Here is a 15955-nt window from a genome sequence, read left to right on the forward strand (position 1 = left end):
GCCCCCTAGCGTCACGGCTGTGGTCAAGCTCTCCGTCGTCGTGCCGTTCTACAACGTGCAGACATACGCCCTCGAAACCCTCAGAAGCCTCCGCGCGAACACCCGCGCTGACTTCGAGTTCCTGTTGGTCGACGACTGTTCGACCGATGGAACCCCCCAGATCCTTGAACAGGCCGAGCGCGACCTTCCCGGGGCGGTCCTGATCAGACATGAACGGAACGGCGGACTGGCCACCGCGCGCAACACCGGCCTGGACCGCGCGCGTGGCGAGTACGTGACCTTCCTCGACGGCGACGACTGGGTGGTGCCGGGCTACTTCGAGCAGCTCCTGGCCGCCATCGAGGGACTCGGCGTCGACTTCATCCGTACCGACCACGTCCAGTTCACCGGCAAGGCCCGGACCGTCCACCGCGTCCCGGTCGCCCCGCGCGACACCGTGCTCAACCCGCGCGACGCGATCCTGCCCGAGTACCGCTCCACCTCGGTGGACTACGCCTTCGCCTGGGCCGGCGTGTACCACCGCCGGCTGGTCGACCGCGGTCTGGTGCACTTCAGGGACGGGCTGCGGACCGCCGAGGACAGGCCGTGGATATGGCGGCTGCACCGCGAGGCGAACACCTTCGCGGCCGTCGGCCTGCACGGCGTCATGTACCGGCGCGGGGTCGCCTCCTCCCTCACCCAGATCGGCGACGTCCGGCAGCTCGACTTCATCCGGGCCTTCGACCAGGTCCTGGCGGAGACGGCGGAGGACCAGGAGGCGGACCGGTTCATGCCCAAGGCCGTACGGACCTACTGCGCGGTCATGGCCCATCACCTGGAATCCATCGAGAGGATGGAACCGTCAGTGGCACGGAAACTGCGCTCCCTGAGCGCGGCCGCGCTCAAGCGCATGCCCTCGGACATCCTGTCCGAGACGATCGAGGCGCTCGGCACCCGCCGGGCCGCCCAGCTCCGCCGGGTACGCCGCCGTCCCGTCTCCCGCTCCATGGAGGTCCAGGTCTGATGGCGGGCACGTCCACCACTCAGCTCTTCTTCGCGGCCACGCAGTACGCGGCCGCCACCGTGACCGCGGCGCTCCGGTCAGGACAGTTCGGGGCGCGGGCGGACCACCGGCGCATCCTGGTGGTCAGCGATGTCTCGACCTCGCCCGAGCTGGGCAGGCCGTTCAACGAGCTGCCCGGCTTCGACCGGCTGCGGCCGGAGTTCGACGAGGTCCGCTCGTGGAACGACTTCATCCACCCGTTCCACCCGGCGGGCTGGGGCCCGCGCGAGCAGGACGCGGCGATGTGGCAGCGGGCGGTCCGCAGGGAGTGGAACCTGGGCGACGCGCCGGTCGAGATCGCCTGCGAGTCCATCCAGGCCAACCCGTCCCAGGCCGTCGCCATGATCTTCGGTGAGAGCCCGATCCACATCTACGCGGACGGGCTGATGAGCTACGGGCCCACCCGTTCCAAGCTGGACCCCCTGATCGGCGGGCGGGTCGAGCGGCTGCTCCACCTGGACCTGGTGCCGGGGCTGAAGCCGCTGCTGCTGACCGAGTTCGGGGTCGAACCCGAGATCATTCCGACGGACACCTTCGTGAAGGTGCTCGCGGAGCTGGCGGACGCGGAGCCGGACGCCGGGTCGCCGGGCGGCGGAGCGTCCTCGGACGGTACGGCGGACGACGCGGCGGCTCCCGCGCTGGTGCTGGGCCAGTATCTGTCCGTGCTCGACATCCTCACCGTCCAGGAAGAGGAGGAGCTGCACCTGCGGATGCTCCGCGGCGCCGTCGCGCGCGGCCACAAGCACGTCGTCTTCAAGCCGCACCCCTCGGCGCCCGCGCAGTGGTCGCGGCGGCTGGAGGAGGAGGCCGAGCGGCTCGGGGCGCGGCTGACCGTACGGTCGGGGCCGGTGCTCGCCGAGGTGCTCTACCAGCGGCTGAACCCGGCGCTGGTGGTGGCGTGCTTCTCGACCGCGCTGCTCACCGCGGCCACGTTCTACGACCTGCCGGTCGCCCGCGCCGGTACGGAACTGCTGCTGGAGCGGCTCACCCCGTACCAGAACAGCAACCGCGTGCCGGTGACGATCGTGGACGCGCTGCTGCCGCCGCTGGAGGGCAACGGCGGGCACGAGCCGGCCGAGCACCTTCCCGAGCTGGTCTCGACTGTCGGGTTCGCGATGCAGCCGCAGATCTACGCGCGGCTGCGGCCCACGGCGGAGCGCTTCCTCTCGGAGCATCTGTCGCCGCAGGTCCTGAAGTACTTCAAGCGCCGCCGGCTCACCGCGCTGGCGCTGCCCGGCGGGGTGCCCGCCCAGCTCGCGTTCCTGCCGCGCAACGCGACGGTCCGCAGGGTGGCGCGGAGCGCGCGCTCGATCAAGAGGGCGACGCTCGGCTGAGATCCGGGCGGACAGGCGAGAAGCGGGGTGCGGCGCTCTGGGCGCGGCACCCCGCTTCGCCGTCCGGCGCCGGGCGCTGTCAGGAACTGCTCAGGGAGAGTTTCACCGCGAAGCCCAGGAACAGGGCGCCCGCCGCCGAGGTCATACCGGCCGAGAGGCGCTTGCGGCGGCGGAAGGCGGCGGCCAGATGGGTGCCGCCGAAGATCAGGGCGGAGAGGTAGAGGGCGCTGGCCAGATTGGCGAGCACCCCGAGAACGACGAAGGACAGCGCGGGGTGCGCGTACCCCGGGTCGACGAACTGTACGAAGAAGGAGATGAAGAAGAGGATCGCCTTCGGGTTGAACAGGCTGATCACCAGGGCCCTGCGGTACGGCCGCTCGACCGTGTCCTGCGCGGCGGCGCGGAGCCCGGCGGCGCCCTCCTCGGTGGCGGTCTCCTCGCGCTGGTGCCGGGTGCGCCAGAGCGCCAGGGCCGCACGCAGCATCCCGACCGCGAGCCAGGTCAGATAGCCGGCACCGGCGTATTTGACGATGCCGAAGAGCAGGTCGTTGCCCTGGAGGAGCGAGGCGACGCCCGCGGCGGACAGCACCATCAGGACGGTGTCGCCGCACCAGACACCGGCCGCGGCGGTATAGCCCGCGCGTATGCCGCGCCGCGCGGCGACGGAGAGGACGTAGAGCGAGTTCGGTCCCGGCAGGAGAACGATCAGGACGAGGCCGACCAGATAGGTCGGAAGATCAGTGACACCCAGCATGGACGGGAGTGTCGCACACGCGCGCGAACGAACTCGTACGGATTACGCCCCACGCGGCCGACCCCGGACCGCGACCGGGCCCCGCCCCGGACCGGCTGCCCCGCGTACGCACGCCCGGACCCCGGACCGGCCGTCCCGGGTGCACCCGGGACGGCCCCGGATCCGCCCCGCGCCCCGGATCCGGACGCCCCTCTCAGAACGCGTGCGTCGGCTCGTACGTACCCCACACCTCGCGCAACGCCCCGCACACCTCCCCCACCGTCGCCCGCGCCCCGAGCGCCGACTTCATCGGGGGCAGCACATTGTCCGTGCCCTCCGCCGCCTTCTTCAGCGCGGTCAGCGCCCCGTCCACCGCCGCCCGGTCGCGGTCGGCGCGGAGCCGGGCCAGCCGGGCCGCCTGCCGGGCCTCGATCGCGGGGTCGACACGCAGCGGGCTGTACGGTTCCTCCTCGTCCAGCGTGAAGCGGTTGACCCCGACGACCACCCGCTCCCCGCTGTCCGTCTCCCGCGCCACGGCGTACGCGCTGCGCTCGATCTCGTCCTTCTGGAAGCCCCGTTCGATCGCCCCGACCGCGCCCCCCAGCTCCTCGACCCGGCCCATCAGCGCGACGGCCGCCGCCTCCACCTCGTCCGTCATCCGCTCGACGGCGTACGAGCCGGCGAACGGGTCGACGGTCGCGGTGACATCCGTCTCGTAGGCGAGGACCTGCTGCGTACGGAGGGCCAACCGGGCGGCCTTGTCCGTCGGCAGGGCGATGGCCTCGTCGTACGAATTGGTGTGCAGCGACTGCGTACCCCCGAGGACCGCCGCGAGCCCCTGTACCGCCACCCGCACCAGATTGACCTCGGGCTGCTGCGCGGTGAGCTGCACCCCGGCGGTCTGGGTGTGGAAGCGCAGCATCTGCGACCTGGAGTCGCGGGCGCCGAACTCGTCACGCATGATCCTGGCCCAGATCCGGCGCGCGGCCCGGAACTTGGCGATCTCTTCGAGGATCGTCGTGCGCGAGACGAAGAAGAAGGAGAGCCGGGGGGCGAAGTCGTCGATGTCCATGCCGGCGGCGACGGCCGTCCGTACGTACGCGATGCCGTCCGCGAGCGTGAAGGCGATCTCCTGCACGGGCGTGGCCCCGGCCTCCGCCATGTGGTAGCCGGAGATCGAGATGGTGTTCCACTTGGGGATCGCGGCACGGCAGTACCGGAAGATGTCGGCGGTCAGCCGGAGCGAGGGCTTGGGCGGGAAGATGTACGTACCCCGGGCGATGTACTCCTTGAGCACGTCGTTCTGGATGGTGCCCGTCAGCGCGGAGGCGGGTACGCCCTGCTCCTCGGCGACGAGCTGATAGAGCAGCAGGAGGAGGGCGGCGGGGGCGTTGATGGTCATCGAGGTGGAGACCCGGCCGAGCGGAATCCCGTCGAACAGCACCCGCATGTCGTCGACGGAGTCGATCGCGACCCCGACCTTGCCGACCTCGCCGCTCGCGATCGGGGCGTCGCTGTCGTGTCCCATCTGGGTCGGCAGGTCGAAGGCGACGGAGAGTCCGGTGGTGCCGTGGGCGATCAACTGCCGGTAGCGGGCGTTGGATTCGGCCGCGGTACCGAAGCCGGCGTACTGGCGCATCGTCCAGGGCCGGCCTGTGTACATCGTCGGGTAGACCCCCCGGGTGAAGGGGTACGAGCCGGGCTCGCCGAGCTTCTCCCGCGGATCCCACCCCGCGAGCGCCCCGGGGCCGTACACCGGCTCGACGGGCAGCCCGCTCTCGCTGACCCGTACGGTCCGTGCCCCGCCGGGTCCGTCGGTCCCGGAGCCCCGGGCCCCGCCGGGTTCGCGCGCCACCATCTTCTCCGCCTCCTGCCGCACAACGACCGCCTGCCGCACAACGACTGCCTGCCGCACAAGGACTGCCGCGGTCCGTCTCCCTGACGGACTGTAGTGGGGTGTGAACGGAGGGCGGCGGGGCACACGCGGGGACGGCGCTCCCGGCCGTGCGGCGGGAGGAGGATGAACGCGCCGAAAGCCGACGGGAAAGCGGCCCGAAACCTTCCTTCGGGCTTGCGCAACCATGCCGGGCGGCAAGCTGTCTGAGAGAAGACTGAAGGAACACGCTTCATGGGACGCGGGAGAACCGGAACCAGGGGGACGACCATGCTCAGGACATCCGCCCTACGCGCGGGATGCGCCGCGGTCGCCGTGCTCGCGGTGAGTACGGGCTGTACGGTGCCGGCCGACGGCGGCGGCGCGGCGGGCGACGGGAAGCCGGGCGGGAGCGCGGTGGGGGCACCCACCACTCCGACGAGCGAGCCGGCGGCGCCCTCGCCCACGGAGTCCGCGGAGCCGTCGGTACGGCCGGCCGCCGACCGTACGACACCGCCCCCGTCGCCCGAGCCCACGCCGAGCGAGTCCACGCCCTCGTGGTCGCCGTCGCCGGAGCCCTCCGAGACTTCCGAGGCGCCGGACCCGAAGCCCGAACCGCTGATGGAGAGCGGCGACGAGAGCGGCCAGGTGCGCGAACTCCAGGCCAGGCTGCGGCAGATCGGCCACTTCGACCGCAACCCCACGGGCTACTACGGCTCCGTGACCGCGGCGGCCGTCTCGTCGTTCCAGGGCAAGCGGGGCCTGCCCCGTACCGGCGAGACGGACATCCTCACCTGGCAGAAACTGCTGGACAGGACGGACGAGCCGACCCGCGACGAACTGTTCCCGCCCACCACCAGGCCGGTCGCCGCCCCCGACCCGCGCTGTCTGAAGGGCCGGGTGATGTGCATCAGCAAGAAGAGCCGCACCTTGGCGTGGATGGTCGACGGCAAGATGCGCTCCGCGATGGACGTCCGCTTCGGCTCCGAGTACACCCCGACCCGCGAGGGCACCTTCTCGGTCGGCTGGAAGTCCCGCGACCATGTCTCGACGATCTACGACACCCCGATGCCGTACGCCATGTTCTTCAGCGGCGGCCAAGCGGTCCACTACTCCGCGGACTTCGCGGCCAAGGGCTACGAGGGCGCGTCGCACGGCTGCGTCAACGTCCGCGACAAGACAAAGATCGCAACCCTGTTCAACGAGGTCCGCACGGGCGACAAGGTCGTCATCTACTGGTGAGACCCGGCGTGGTGGCGAGTGGCGCGGGCGGGACCGGGGGAACGTGTCCCGCCCGCGCCGGTGCGCTGAGCCGTAGGTACGGGGGGAACCCCGGCTCGATGCGCGGCCGATGACCAGTCGGCTTACTCCTAACTGCGCCAGCGCCCGGAAAAACGTCACACCTTAATGGGCGTGGAGGCATAACGGCTGGTCAGGAGGGTATGAGAAAAGATTCCGTGGAGCCCGGGTGAGGATTCGGGGCAGGGTCCTGGTGGGGGTTCCTGGGGGTTTCCGACGGTACGGGGGGCGCGTCCGGGGTGGGGGTGGGGGACGGGGAGACGTACGGGGAAGGGTCGCCCAGGGTGGGGCCCTCCGGCGGGCCGTCACCGTTGCCGCCGCCGTCGTCCTTGCCGCCCGCGCCAACGCCAACGCCCCCGTCGGCGTCGCCGTTCCGTATCGAGCCGTCGCCGTTGCCATCGTTGTCGCCCGGGCCGCCCTTGTTCCCGTCGCCGGCGCGGCCGGCGCGGCCGTCCAGCAGGCGGGCGCAGAAGCGTTCGGCTTCCTGGGGGCCCTCGGCCGCGGCCTCCAGGACCTGTCTGCGCGCCTCGTCGATCGTGCCGCTGCGCAGATCGCGGCAGGCGTCGAGCGTCTTGCGGTAGAAGGCCGAGGCCTTGTCGCCGGACGCGGCGGTGAACGAACGCTCGTCCCCGCCCTGTCCGTCCTGTCCGCCGCCCCCGGAGTGGGCGGCGTGCTCGCGCGCCCCCTTGGTGGCCGCGCCCGCTGCGGCCTCCGCGCCGTCCTCCGACGACGGGTGCGGCGCGGGCTGCTCCTGGCCGTCCGCACTCGGGCCGCCCGACGGCACGCCCGTACCCCGGGCATCGGCCGGGGAGTTGGAGACGAACGGCCGTGGAGTGACCAGCGACGAAATCGAGTTGGCGGGTACGGGGTTCTCCTCACCGGCGAACAGCGGCGGCATCACGCCCGCCCCCGCCGCGACCGCGATCCCGCCCAGCGCGCAGCCCGCGACCGCCACGGCGAATCCCCTCCGTACCGGCCGGCCGGTCCGTGACCGTGACACGGCATGGGGCGCGAGGGCCAGCCGTACCGTGCCGAGCACGCCGTCGGCGGCGCCCGGCGCGCTCGCCGAGCCCTCCCCCGCCGCCCCCGCACGGCGGAAAGCGGCCAGGGCGGCGGCCTCCCCGGGAAGTTCTGTGCCGTTTGCGTACGCGATGGCGGCGATGTCCCGCAAGGCTCCGGCAAGCCGTTCGGATCCGGCCAGGACATCCTTGTCCATGGCCTCCACGGGCTCACCTCGCAGCAATCTCTCCGCCGCGTCCTTGTCGAGCCACGCGTCACGCTCGTCGGCCATCACATGTCCTTCTGCGTCCGCAGGCGCGAATGCGTCACACCCGCGGACGCCGCGACCTCCGGTCGAGCGGTGCGCTGCTGCGGTACGACGCCGAAGCCGCCGCCATGACCTGCGGCGGCGTGTCCCGTACCCCGGCCCGTGCCCGGTTCCCGCAGGGTCCCGGACGAGCCGCCCGCACCCCGCGCCGGGGTGCCGTCACCGGAGTAAGCGTTTTCCCGAGAGCCGTCGGCACCATCGGCGTTATCGGGATAACCAGGACACTCCTCGTCGGAGTCGAGCATTTCCGCGAGCCGCTTCAGTCCGCGGTGCGCGGCCGTCCGTACCGCGCCCGGACGCTTCCCCAGGGTGCGCGCCGCGCTCTTCGCGTCGAGGCCGACCACCACCCGCAGGACCACCGCCTCGGCCTGATCCTGCGGCAGCCGCGCTATCAGCGCCATCGTGCGGTCGGTGGCGAGCGCCTCCATCGCCTCGTCCGCGGTGTCCGACTCGGCGGGCTGGCCGGTCAGCTCGGTCTCGTCGGCGCCTATCGCGGGGCGTCTGCCGCGCATCCGGATGTGGTCGAGCGCGCGGTTGCGGGCGATCCGGGCGGCCCAGCCGCGGAACCGGTCGGCGTCGCCGGTGAAGCGGGCGAGGTCGCGGGCGATCTGGAGCCATGCCTCGGAGGCCACGTCCTCGGCGTCCGGCTCGCCGACGAGTGTCCGTAGATAGCCGAGCAGCCGCGGGTGCACGGCGCGGTACACAGTACGGAAGGCGTCCTCGTCCCCGTCCTGTGCCGCGAGCACCGCGGCGGTCAGCTCCGCGTCGTCCCCCAGCACTCCCACAACCTGTCCTGAAATCGCGGCTGGTCACTGCCGCGCAGCCCCACGCGTTCCTGAACGCTACGGCTTTCCCGCCCCCGCGTCCATGACTTGTACAACCTGCAACAACTTACTGACGTTATGCGGTGTGACAGAAAACGCATCCACGGCGCTGTCATGAGTACGGGGCCGTGCTGCGGCTCCGCGGACGGCGACCGGGGCCTCTCCTGTGGGGGGTGGCGGCCCCGGTCGTCCTCCCAAACACTTCCGGTGCGACCCGGCTCGTACGGGTCGCCGGACGACGGGACCGCGGCCCCGGCCCCACACCGTCAGCTCCGCGCTCTCGCCCGCCGGGAGACCACCGCGCGCAGCACCCGCTGCCCCTCGGTCGACAGATCCATGACCTGGCGCACGCCGGCGGCTCCGGCGCCGCCGCCCGGCTCGGCGAGGATCTCCAGAATCCTTATCTGGCGCCGGAGTTCACCGGCGACCAGCGGACCGACACCGTCCGTGCCCTCCGCGCCGTCGACGGCGTCCGCCACCACGGCGGTGTCCTCGCGGGCCCGGGCCAGCCGCTCGACGGCCTCGGGGCTGCCGCCCTCGCCGGCCGAGTCGAACCGGTGGTGGATGTCCAGCGCGGCGAGGGAGCAGGCGTCGGCCCAGTCGCGCAGCGGCCCGGCCGCCCACTCCGCGGGCGCGGCACCGAGCATGGACCGTACGAGTGCGGCGGCCTCGTCGACCGACACCTCGGCGGCCTCGGCGAAAGCCTCCGCCTCGATGGCCGCGTCCAGGGCCCGCGTCGACGCCTCCAGCCGCCCCGGCCAGTCGCGCTCGCCGGCCACGACACCGGCCCACAGCGGGCGCAGCACCTCGGTGTCCTCCACGAGCAGCGGAAGACAGCGGTCCAGGCAGGCGAGTCCACTCGCGGCCAACCCGCGCTCATCCGCTTGTGCGATCAGCTTCACCAGGCTCATTCACGTCTCCCGTCGCGGACGCAGTACTGAGTACTGACCACTCACTACTGCGCCGGGCGGCTGGAATCCGTCACTTGATCACCGCGCGTAGATCACCCGCTACGGGCCCCCGGAGCACCGATATGCACCTGAAGTCCGGTACGCACCTGATTCCAGGCACATCGAGACATCGGGCGACGGTGCCGCGCCGAATGATTCCGGCCGCCGCGCCAGCCGTAATTGACGCGGCGTCATATCCGTACGCACGGGGGCCGGTCAGGCCGGGCCGCCCACCTTCGCGGCGAGCGCCGTGAACCCGCTCCAGTTCAGCGACGGCTTCGCCGGGTTCCACACCTTCTGCGCGACCGCGGCCAGCGGCAGCCGGATCCCCCGCGCCACCTCGTCCTGGGTCTGGGCGTTGGGGAAGTCGCCCCAGACCGCGAGGCGCCCGCCGAGGATCTGCTTCGAATACTTCTGGTCGACCGGCTTCGTCCCGCGCAGCACCAGCGGGGTCCACTGCTCGTAGATCCGCTGCCCGGTCGGATAGACGAAGTTGTTGGGCTGGCCGAGCACGTAGTACAGGTACTCGTCGTTGAGGTTCACCAGCGGGCGCCCCTCGTCGAGATACTCCACCGGCGGGCGCGCCCCGGTCTCCCGGCCCGTCCAGTACTCGATCTCAAGGTTCTTGTCGGCCTGGACGACCCCGTCCCGGAAGACCCCGTCGTTCCAGACCTTGGGGGTGCGCTTGAACGGGCGCAGCGCCGCGGCCCGGTCGTTCGTCCAGGCCGTCGTCAGGTCCTGGATCCGGCCCTTGTCGCCGTACTTCTTGACCGCCAGCTCGGCCAGTCTCGGATACGAGGCCTCGGGGTCGGAGACCACCAGCGCCTGGTACTCGTCGCCGCCGAGATGCCAGTAGCGGCCCTTGAAGAGCCCGGCGAACTCGCGCAGCAGCTCGTCGACGAGCTTCGCCGACGCGGGCTGCGAGATGTCGATCGCGCCCTTCGTCGGCACGCCGTCGGCGTTGCGGAGCTGGAGCGAGGGGTAGACGGCGAGCACCGCGCCGAGATGTCCCGGGGAGTCGATCTCCGGGACGACCGTGATGTGGAGCTGGTCGGCGAGGGCCAGGATCCGGCGGACCTCGGCCTTGGAGAGATGCTGCTTGGAGACGATCTCGGGGTGGGTGGTGGACTCGATACGGAAACCCTGGTCGTCCGAGAAGTGCAGCCCGAGCATATTGAGCTTGAGGTCCGCCATCTCGCGCAGCCGGTCCTCTATCCAGCCGGGGGTGTAGTACTTGCGCGCGATGTCGAGGTTGAGGCCGCGCTGCGGACGGTCGGGAACTTCCCGTACGACACCCTCCGGCATCTTGCCGTCCGCGCGCAGCGACTGCTTCAGGGTGCGGGTGCCGTAGAACACCCCTGCCTCGTCGGGCCCGTTGATCCGCACCCGGCCGCCGCTGGTGGTCAGGGTGTACGACTCGGCCACACCGCCGCCGGAGACCGCCAGCTCCACATCGCCCGCGCGGGCCGCGGCCGTACCGCGATAGGCGATCTTCAACTCCTTCGCGAGGAGTTTCCCTTCGTCGGCCAGGCCCTCGCTGCCGCGCGCTATCACGACCCCGCTGCCGGAGGCGGGCTTCCAGCCGGGGCCGCGTGCGGCCTCGTGCCTCCGCACGGAGGGGATGGTGTGGGGCGCCGAGGAGAGCCGGTACGTCGGCGAGGGCGACGGCGCCGCGGCCTCCGCCGCGGCCGAGGCGGACAGGGACTTCGACTCGTCCGGCGAACCCCCGCCCCCGGAGCCGCACGCCGACATCGAAGCGGCGGCGGCCATCGCGACCACCGCGCCGACGGTACGAGTGGCCACCGCACCAGCGGTACGAGTCGTACGAGTCGCCACCGCACCACCGGTCCGCGTTCGCCGGGATATTCGCATCACTCCGAAACCTCCAGAAGCGGGCCGTGTGCGCCTCCGAAGGTCGAAAGCGTGGCGCACTTACGGCGAAGGTCCCATGCCGCCGTCCATCCCGCGCGGTGAAACTCTCCCATCCGGGTGAAAATCGCGCATCCGTCGGACGTACCCCCCGGCGCGTCGATAGCGTTACGGCGCATCCGTCCCTCCCGCCGCAACCGTCCCACCGGGCCGGGCCGCCAGGCCCGCCGGACGTCTCAACCGCCGCACCCCGCCGGACGTCTGTCCCAGTGCCCGGCCCCCGCACCACCGCCCACTCCGCCCCTCCCACCGTCGCCGCACCGCCGCCCCCGCCGCCCTCCGAACCACCGAGCCCGCACCGCGCCACCGAGCCCGCACCGCACCGCCGCTGTCCTGCCGCCGTCCCGCCGCCCCGCCGCGTTCGAGGAGCCCACGCTGTCCAGCGCATCCCACGCCGGCCACCCGAACGGCCTCCACCGTTTCAACACCGCCGCGCCACTCGCCGCCGAAGCCGCGCTGCTCACCTGCTGCGGCAGCCGCCGCTGGGCGCAGCGGGTCGCCGCGCACCGCCCGTACCCCGATCTCGACGCCCTGCTCGCCGCCGCCGACGAGGCCAGCTACGACCTCTCGCAGTCCGACCTCACCGAGGCACTCGCCGACGAGTCGTCCTCGGGGCCGCCGCACAGCGCCCCGCCCGCCGCCCGTACCGCCCTGCGCGCCGCGCACGCCGCGTACGAGAGCAGCTTCGGGCACGCCTTTGTGATCAGCCTCGACGGGCACCGGCCCGAGGAGCATCTCGACGAGGTGCTCGCGGACATCCACGCCCGGCTCTCCCACGAGCCCGACCACGAGCGGGCCGTCGCCGCCGACGAGCTGCGCCGCCTCGCCCGTGCCCGGCTCGCCCGGCTCGTCGCTCCGTACGCGTACGAGGCCGACGCGCCCAGATATCATGAAACAAGCCATAACGGGCTCAGGGACACCCGCCCCGTGGGCCACTCGGGGTGCGGGCCCTGGGGCTCAGGGCATCCGGACAGGCCCGATAGCCCGTCCGTGGCTGTTTGATTGCCTGTTTGATCACACCTATGGGCCCCCGGGCGGAGGAACCCGCCGCTCGTGGCTACCATGGCCAGGGCCGGTGGACCGTACCCGGCCGGGCGCGACCGACACCACTGTGCTTATTGAGTAGAAGATGGCGGCCGGCTCCCCGATCACCGCTCCCGGAGGGTTTTTCCGTGCCGGCTGGAACGCTGTACCGCGGCCGGGAAGGAATGTGGTCCTGGGTGGCTCATCGAGTCACCGGCGTCCTCATCTTCTTCTTCCTGTTCGTACACGTGCTGGACACCGCTCTCGTCCGTGTTTCCCCCGAGGCCTACGACGATGTCGTAGCGACCTACAAGAACCCGGTCGTCGCACTGCTCGAGTACGGCCTTGTGGCCGCCATCCTCTTCCACGCGCTCAACGGCCTGCGCGTCATCGCCGTGGACTTCTGGTCCAAGGGCCCGCGCTACCAGAAGCAGATGCTCTGGACCGCCGTGGGCATCTGGATCGTCCTGATGGTGGGCGCCCTCTACCCCGTGCTCGGCCACGCCGCGCGCCAAGTCTTCGGGAGCTGAGAGTCCGCCCATGTCTACGAACAACACCGTCGCCGAGACGACGACCGCGATCGGTCCGGTCGAGGGCGAGAGCCTGTACGACGCCGATTTCCCGGCGCCCCTCATCGAGGCCCCGCGCAAGCGGACCGCCAAGACCCCGAAGTCGACGCGCGGCAACTTCGAGATGGCCGCCTGGCTCTTCATGCGGCTCTCCGGTGTCGTCCTGGTCGTACTGGTCATCGGCCATCTGATCATCCAGCTCGTACTGGACGGCGGAGTGTCCAAGATCGGCTTCGCCTTTGTGGCCGGCCGCTGGGCCTCGCCGTTCTGGCAGGTGTGGGATCTGCTGATGCTGTGGCTGGCGATGCTGCACGGCGGCAACGGTCTCCGTACGGTCATCAACGACTACGCGGAGCGTGCCACGACACGCCTGTGGCTCAAGGGCCTGCTGTACACCGCCACGGTGTTCACCATCCTTCTCGGCTCGCTGGTGATCTTCACCTTCGACCCGAACATCCGCTAAAGCCGGGGCTGACGAGACTCTCATGAAGATCCACAAGTACGACACCGTCATCGTCGGCGCCGGTGGCGCCGGTATGCGCGCGGCCATCGAGTCGACCAAGCGCAGCCGTACCGCGGTGCTGACCAAGCTCTACCCGACCCGGTCCCACACGGGCGCCGCGCAGGGCGGCATGGCCGCCGCGCTGGCCAACGTGGAGGAGGACAACTGGGAGTGGCACACCTTCGACACGGTCAAGGGCGGTGACTACCTGGTCGACCAGGACGCCGCCGAGATCCTGGCGAAGGAGGCCATCGACGCGGTCCTCGACCTGGAGAAGATGGGCCTGCCGTTCAACCGGACCCCGGACGGCACCATCGACCAGCGCCGCTTCGGCGGCCACTCCCGCAACCACGGCGAGGCCCCGGTCCGCCGGTCCTGCTACGCGGCGGACCGTACCGGCCACATGATCCTCCAGACGCTGTACCAGAACTGCGTCAAGGAGGGCGTGGAGTTCTTCAACGAGTTCTACGTCCTCGACCAGCTCATCACCGAGGTGGACGGCGTCAAGAAGTCCGCGGGCGTGGTCGCGTACGAGCTGGCCACCGGCGAGATCCATGTGTTCCAGGCGAAGTCGGTGATCTACGCCTCCGGCGGCACCGGCAAGTTCTTCAAGGTGACCTCGAACGCGCACACGCTGACCGGGGACGGGCAGGCCGCCTGCTTCCGGCGCGGACTGCCGCTGGAGGACATGGAGTTCTTCCAGTTCCACCCGACGGGCATCTGGCGCATGGGCATCCTGCTCACCGAGGGCGCCCGCGGCGAGGGCGGCATCCTCCGCAACAAGAACGGCGAGCGCTTCATGGAGAAGTACGCGCCCGTCATGAAGGACCTCGCCTCGCGCGATGTCGTCTCCCGGTCCATCTACACGGAGATCCGCGAGGGCCGCGGCTGCGGTCCCGAGGGCGACCATGTCTATCTGGACCTGACCCACCTGCCGCCGGAGCAGCTCGACGCCAAGCTGCCCGACATCACCGAGTTCGCGCGGACCTATCTGGGCATCGAGCCGTACACCGACCCGATCCCGATCCAGCCGACCGCGCACTACGCCATGGGCGGCATCCCGACCAATGTCGAGGGCGAGGTCCTCGCCGACAACACGACGGTCGTGCCGGGGCTGTACGCGGCCGGCGAGGTGGCCTGCGTATCGGTGCACGGCGCCAACCGGCTGGGCACCAACTCGCTGCTGGACATCAATGTGTTCGGCCGCAGGTCCGGTATCGCCGCCGCCGAGTACGCCGCGAAGCACGACTACGTCGAGCTGCCCGAGAACCCGGCCGAGCGGGTCGAGGCCCAGGTCGAGCGGCTGCGCGCGTCCACCGGCAAGGAGCGGGTCGCCGCGCTGCGCCAGGAGCTCCAGGAGTGCATGGACGCCAATGTGATGGTGTTCCGCACGGAGCAGACGATCAAGACCGCGGTCGAGAAGATCGGCGAGCTGCGCGAGCGCTATCTGAACGTGTCCGTCCAGGACAAGGGCCGGCGCTTCAACACGGACCTGCTGGAGGCGATCGAGCTGGGCAATCTGCTCGATCTGGCCGAGGTGATGGCCGTGTCCGCGCTCGCCCGCAAGGAGTCCCGCGGCGGTCACTACCGCGAGGACTACCCCAACCGTGACGACGTGAACTTCATGCGCCACACCATGGCGTACCGCGAGGTCGGCGACGACGGCAACGAGTCCATCCGTCTCGACTACAAGCCGGTCGTCCAGACCCGCTACCAGCCGATGGAGCGTAAGTACTGATGGCTACCCCCGTACTGGACAAGGTCGAGGCGGAGTCCGCCGCCTCCCCGTACATCACGGTCACGTTCCGGATCCGCCGGTTCAACCCCGAGGTCTCGGACGAGGCCCAGTGGCAGGACTTCCGGATCGACATCGACCCCAAGGAGCGGGTGCTCGACGGCCTCCACAAGATCAAGTGGGAGCTGGACGGCTCGCTCACCTTCCGGCGCTCCTGCGCGCACGGCATCTGCGGCTCGGACGCGATGCGGATCAACGGGCGCAACCGGCTGGCGTGCAAGACGCTGATCAAGGACATCAATCCGTCGAAGCCGATCACGGTCGAGCCCATAAAGGGACTCACGGTCCAGAAGGACCTGATCGTGGACATGGAGCCGTTCTTCCAGGCGTACCGCGACGTGATGCCGTTCCTGGTCACCAGCGGCAACGAGCCGACGCGGGAGCGCCTCCAGTCCGCCGGGGACCGTGAGCGCTTCGACGACACCACCAAGTGCATTCTGTGCGCGGCGTGCACCTCGTCCTGCCCGGTCTTCTGGAACGACGGCCAGTACTTCGGCCCGGCGGCGATCGTGAACGCGCACCGCTTCATCTTCGACTCGCGCGACGAGGCGGCGGAGCAGCGGCTGGAGATCCTCAACGACAAGGACGGCGTGTGGCGTTGCCGTACGACGTTCAACTGCACGGACGCATGTCCGCGCGGTATCGAGGTGACCAAGGCGATCCAGGAGGTCAAGCGGGCGCTGATCACGCGCCGCTTCTGACCGTACGGCCGTAAGTCCCGCCGGACGACCGTACGTCCGGCGGGATCCCGGCAC

13 protein-coding genes and 1 pseudogene are annotated in these 15955 nt (G+C 70.8%); 8 read left to right on the forward strand and 6 right to left on the reverse strand.

Annotated features, from left to right (window positions below; all coding sequences use genetic code 11):
* The first annotated feature begins 19 nt into the window (after positions 1-19).
* Together KQY30_RS13235 and KQY30_RS13240 are read left to right on the forward strand one after the other, a co-directional pair.
* Positions 20-1003, forward strand: a complete 984-nt coding sequence (locus tag KQY30_RS13235) for a glycosyltransferase family 2 protein (protein WP_217307004.1) — start codon at positions 20-22, stop codon at positions 1001-1003.
* Positions 1003-2376: an alpha-2,8-polysialyltransferase family protein gene (locus KQY30_RS13240; RefSeq protein WP_217307005.1), complete on the forward strand. Its 1374-nt coding sequence runs from the start codon at positions 1003-1005 to the stop codon at positions 2374-2376. The genes KQY30_RS13235 and KQY30_RS13240 overlap by 1 nt, the downstream gene beginning before the upstream one ends.
* 79 nt (positions 2377-2455) lie before the next feature.
* On the opposite strand, the gene leuE is transcribed toward KQY30_RS13240, so the two are convergent.
* Entirely contained in the window at positions 2456-3130 is a 675-nt protein-coding gene (leuE, locus tag KQY30_RS13245; RefSeq protein ID WP_217307006.1) for a leucine efflux protein LeuE, read from the reverse strand.
* Between the two features lie 193 nt (positions 3131-3323).
* Positions 3324-4967, reverse strand: coding sequence for a methylmalonyl-CoA mutase (locus KQY30_RS13250; protein WP_217311026.1), 1644 nt, complete (start codon positions 4965-4967; stop codon positions 3324-3326).
* Between the two features lie 306 nt (positions 4968-5273).
* Between KQY30_RS13250 and KQY30_RS13255 the strand changes: the two genes are divergently transcribed.
* Positions 5274-6224: a L,D-transpeptidase family protein gene (locus tag KQY30_RS13255; RefSeq protein ID WP_254407106.1), complete on the forward strand. Its 951-nt coding sequence runs from the start codon at positions 5274-5276 to the stop codon at positions 6222-6224.
* Positions 6225-6414: 190 nt separating this feature from the next.
* Here the strand turns inward: KQY30_RS13255 and KQY30_RS13260 are convergent, their stop codons facing one another.
* From KQY30_RS13260 to KQY30_RS13275, 4 genes are all read right to left on the reverse strand, one after another.
* Positions 6415-7572 carry a hypothetical protein gene (locus tag KQY30_RS13260; RefSeq protein ID WP_217307008.1) on the reverse strand — a complete coding sequence of 386 codons (1158 nt, stop codon included), beginning with the start codon at positions 7570-7572 and terminating at the stop codon, positions 6415-6417.
* On the reverse strand, positions 7572-8387 hold the full coding sequence (locus KQY30_RS13265) for an RNA polymerase sigma factor (protein ID WP_217311027.1): 816 nt from the start codon (positions 8385-8387) through the stop codon (positions 7572-7574). The genes KQY30_RS13260 and KQY30_RS13265 overlap by 1 nt, the downstream gene beginning before the upstream one ends.
* Positions 8388-8698: 311 nt before the next feature.
* A complete protein-coding gene (locus KQY30_RS13270) occupies positions 8699-9343 on the reverse strand; it encodes a hypothetical protein (protein WP_217307009.1) in 645 nt (214 codons plus the stop codon).
* Between the two features lie 255 nt (positions 9344-9598).
* Entirely contained in the window at positions 9599-11152 is a 1554-nt protein-coding gene (locus tag KQY30_RS13275) for a glycoside hydrolase family 20 protein (RefSeq protein WP_254407586.1), read from the reverse strand.
* A gap of 534 nt (positions 11153-11686) precedes the next feature.
* Between KQY30_RS13275 and KQY30_RS13280 the strand changes: the two are divergent.
* From KQY30_RS13280 to KQY30_RS13300, 5 genes and pseudogenes are all read left to right on the forward strand, one after another.
* A pseudogene (locus KQY30_RS13280) lies at positions 11687-12166 on the forward strand (2-oxo-4-hydroxy-4-carboxy-5-ureidoimidazoline decarboxylase); the annotation flags it as partial.
* A 317-nt stretch (positions 12167-12483) separates the two neighbouring features.
* A complete protein-coding gene (gene sdhC / locus KQY30_RS13285; protein ID WP_079023225.1) occupies positions 12484-12864 on the forward strand; it encodes a succinate dehydrogenase, cytochrome b556 subunit in 381 nt (126 codons plus the stop codon).
* A gap of 10 nt (positions 12865-12874) precedes the next feature.
* On the forward strand, positions 12875-13366 hold the full coding sequence (locus tag KQY30_RS13290; RefSeq protein ID WP_217307010.1) for a succinate dehydrogenase hydrophobic membrane anchor subunit: 492 nt from the start codon (positions 12875-12877) through the stop codon (positions 13364-13366).
* A 22-nt stretch (positions 13367-13388) separates the two neighbouring features.
* Complete coding sequence (sdhA, locus tag KQY30_RS13295) at positions 13389-15143, forward strand: succinate dehydrogenase flavoprotein subunit (RefSeq protein ID WP_217307011.1); 1755 nt, start codon at positions 13389-13391, stop codon at positions 15141-15143.
* Positions 15143-15901, forward strand: a complete 759-nt coding sequence (locus tag KQY30_RS13300; RefSeq protein WP_217307012.1) for a succinate dehydrogenase iron-sulfur subunit — start codon at positions 15143-15145, stop codon at positions 15899-15901. The genes sdhA and KQY30_RS13300 overlap by 1 nt, the downstream gene beginning before the upstream one ends.
* Positions 15902-15955: the final 54 nt, after the last annotated feature.

Source organism: Streptomyces sp. GMY02 (assembly GCF_019056675.1).
Classification (GTDB): Bacteria; Actinomycetota; Actinomycetes; order Streptomycetales; family Streptomycetaceae; genus Streptomyces; species Streptomyces odonnellii.